The sequence below is a fragment of the Paenibacillus turpanensis genome, from assembly GCF_011421635.1.
Taxonomy (GTDB): Bacteria; Bacillota; Bacilli; order Paenibacillales; family YIM-B00363; genus Paenibacillus_AK; species Paenibacillus_AK turpanensis.
This window is the reverse complement of sequence record NZ_WTLI01000076.1, coordinates 1-324: the sequence shown is the minus strand read 5'-3', so window position 1 is coordinate 324 and position 324 is coordinate 1. Positions and strand designations below refer to the sequence as shown.

Below are 324 nucleotides of genomic sequence, written 5' to 3'. Positions count from 1 at the left end.
AGCCCTGTAGCCGAAAAGGTGCGTATGCCTAGACGGATCCTGAGTAGGGCGGGACACGGGAAATCCCGTCTGAATCCGGCAGGACCATCTGCCAAGGCTAAATACTCCCTAGCGACCGATAGCGAAGCAGTACCGTGAGGGAAAGGTGAAAAGCACCCCGGAAGGGGAGTGAAATAGAACCTGAAACCGTGTGCTTACAAGAAATCAGAGTCCTCTATATGGATGATGGTGTGCCTTTTGTAGAATGAACCGGCGAGTTACGTTCACGAGCAAGGTTAAGGTGGAAAGCCGAAGCCGCAGCGAAAGCGAGTCTGAATAGGGCGA

General features: G+C 53.1%; 1 rRNA gene. It reads left to right on the top strand.

Annotated elements, in window-relative coordinates:
- Nucleotides 1–324 (top strand): 23S ribosomal RNA (locus GQS10_RS22875); the annotation flags it as partial.